Raw genomic sequence first — 2,480 nt, 5'->3', positions numbered from 1 at the left:
GAGTAGATGTCGTAGTAGAAGCCCTCGGCGATCACCGGGCCGATCACCATCTTCACGTCCGGATAGAGCTGCTTGACCGCGTGGCCGACCAGGTGGGCGCTGGAGTGGCGGATGATTTCCACGCCCTCCTCGTCCTTGGCGGTGATGATGCGCAGGGACGCATCGTGGTCGATGACGTCACTGGCATCGACCAGCACGCCATCCACCGAACCGGCGATGGTGGCCTTGGCCAGGCCGGCGCCGATCGACTGGGCGACGTCCATGACGCTGACGGGGTTTTCGAATTCGCGGCGGCTGCCGTCGGGAAGGGTAATCGTGATCATTGCAATGGCTTCATGCGGGGCCCGCCGTGGCGGGCTGGAAAGCGCTCCCGGGCTGTCGTCCGGGCAATAAAAAAGCGCCGCGAGGGCGCCTGGAATGCAGGGCCTTCGGGGCAGGTCAACAGTGGGCGGTGGTAGTGCTCATGTCGCACGCTCGGCCGGCGCAGTGCGCGGGCCACCTTGGTTCCAGGATGTGGTTGCCCGTGATCTTAAACCAGCGGCGGACAAAGCCCAAGCGGTGCCTGAATGGCGCTGGCTGGCGGCGTGAAAACGCAATGATTACCATGTCCGCGCAGCCCGCCCCGTGCCGGCCTGCCCGCTTCCCCCCAGGATCCTGCAATGCGCCACCCGCCCCGACCGGCGCCTGCCGGTCCCGCCCGTGCCCCGCGTTCACCGGCCGTATGCCGGGCCCGGAGCCCCCGATGATCACCGTTGGCCTGTCGACCCTGGGCTTCTGCAGCCTCGGCATGCTGTCGGCGATGTTCTCCGCGCTGGCCTTCTATGCCGCCTCCCCGCACTGCCGCTGGCCACGCCTGCGCCGTGCCGGGCGCCTGGGCCGGCAGATCGGCCTGGTCGCTGCAGTCGCTGCGCTGTGGCTGTGGATGGCCGAACTGGGCTTTGCCGCCGGCCTGGTGGCCATGCTGTGCACCTGGATGCTGGCCGCCATGCTGCTGCCGGCACTGGYCGCGTGGCACCGCCCCGATGTGGAGCCGCGCTGATGTGGTCGCGCGCACTGGCCGGCATCTTCGCCGGCTTCTTCCTTGCCGCTGCGGCGACCGGCCTGGTCGCATGGCTGCCGCCGGGGCCCTGGCAGAAAGCCCTGGTGCCGAGCCTGATCGCGTTCGTCCCGTTGTGGATGCTGGCCGCGCTGTGGGCCTTCAGTTTCCGCAGCCCGTTGCGCGCCTGGCTGACCCTGGCAGGTGGCGCGGCCCTGGGCTTTGCCGTACTCGGCCTGCTGCGCCTGGCCGGCGCAGTGCAATGAGATCGACCGCATGAAATTCAGTTCACAGACCCTGCGCACGTTCACCACCCTGCACACCTGGGTCGGCCTGGTTGCCGGCTTCGGGCTGTTCGTGGCGTTCTATGCCGGCGCACTGACCCTGTTCCACCACGACCTGCCGCTGTGGCAGACGCCTGGCGCGGCAACCGCATTGCCGGCCGGCCTGGATGACGCCCAGTACCTGCTCGACGACGTGCTGGCCACGCATGCGGAAGCGCGTCGCCACGTCGGCATGACCTTCCCGGGCGCCGATCATCCGCAGCCGCTGGCCTACTGGCAGGCCGAAGACGGCAGCTGGCGCTATGCATGGCCGGGACAGACCGGCGGCAGCCCGACGCCACCGCAGACCGGGCTGGCCGAACTGGTCAACGAACTGCATTACAGTTTGGGCCTGCCGGTGGCCGGGATCTACGTGATGGGCATCGTCAGCCTGCTGTACGGCATGGCCCTGCTCAGCGGGCTGGTGATCCACCTGCCCAAGCTGCTGGGCGATCTGTTCGCGCTGCGCCCGGGCCGCAATCTAAAGCAGCAGTGGCAGGACGCGCACAACGTGATCGGCGTGCTCAGCCTGCCGTTCCACCTGATGTTCGCGGTGACCGGCGCCCTGCTCTGCCTGGTGTTCATGCAGATGGCGGTACTCGATCCCCTGATCTACGACGGCAAGGCGCTGCAGGCGGTACCGACGGCAATGGATACCGCGCCGCTGCGCGAAGCCAGTGGCATCCCTGCCGCACCGGGCAGCCTGCGCGAACTGCACGCGCGGGCGCTGGAAGTGGCCCGCGCGCAGGGCGTGGCCAACTTCGAACCGGCCTACCTGAAACTGGCCAATGGCGGTGATGCCAACGCGACCATCGAAATCACCGGCGAGGCCAGCGGTACGCTTGGCCCGCTCGGCGCTGTCGCGCTGGATGTCGAAAGCGGCCGCGTGCTGGCCAGCCAGCTGCCCGGCCAGCGCGATGCCAATCACGCCACGCTCAGTGCCGCCTACGCCCTGCATTTCGGCGAGTTCGGCAACGGCGTGGTGGTCTGGCTGTACTTCCTGCTGGGCCTCGGCGGCGCCTTCCTGTTCTATTCGGGCAACCTGCTGTGGATCGAGTCGCGTCGCAAGCGCCGTCAGCCGCAGCAGTCGCGCGCGGCCGTCAACATGGCGCGGGCCACGG

General features: G+C 68.6%; 4 protein-coding genes. 3 read left to right on the top strand and 1 reads right to left on the bottom strand.

The genetic code is table 11. The annotated features are described in order from the left end of the window. Positions 1–323 (bottom strand): TGS domain-containing protein (locus AC1VAN_RS18380; RefSeq protein ID WP_480986396.1); only part of this gene is annotated, 323 nt, incomplete at its 3' end. A 419-nt stretch (positions 324–742) separates the two neighbouring features. Between AC1VAN_RS18380 and AC1VAN_RS18375 the strand changes: the two genes are divergently transcribed. The 3 genes from AC1VAN_RS18375 to AC1VAN_RS18365 form a co-directional block, all read left to right on the top strand. Next, positions 743–1,039: a hypothetical protein gene (locus AC1VAN_RS18375; RefSeq protein ID WP_480986395.1), complete on the top strand. Its 297-nt coding sequence runs from the start codon at positions 743–745 to the stop codon at positions 1,037–1,039. Then, positions 1,039–1,302: a hypothetical protein gene (locus AC1VAN_RS18370; protein WP_442251530.1), complete on the top strand. Its 264-nt coding sequence runs from the start codon at positions 1,039–1,041 to the stop codon at positions 1,300–1,302. Before AC1VAN_RS18375 ends, AC1VAN_RS18370 begins: the two co-directional genes overlap by 1 nt. A 10-nt stretch (positions 1,303–1,312) precedes the next feature. Next, positions 1,313–2,480: PepSY-associated TM helix domain-containing protein (locus AC1VAN_RS18365; protein ID WP_480986394.1), on the top strand; the 1,168-nt coding region annotated here is incomplete at its 3' end.

It is taken from the genome of Stenotrophomonas sp. 05L44_2, from assembly GCF_056665995.1.
Note: the sequence above shows the minus strand (reverse complement) of the source record. Positions and strands in the feature narration are given on the sequence as shown.

Excerpts from the sequence above, each read along its gene's own strand:
- AC1VAN_RS18370 (WP_442251530.1), top strand. The coding sequence starts at position 1,039 with ATGTGGTCGCGCGCACTGGCCGGCATCTTCGCCGGCTTCTTCCTTGCC.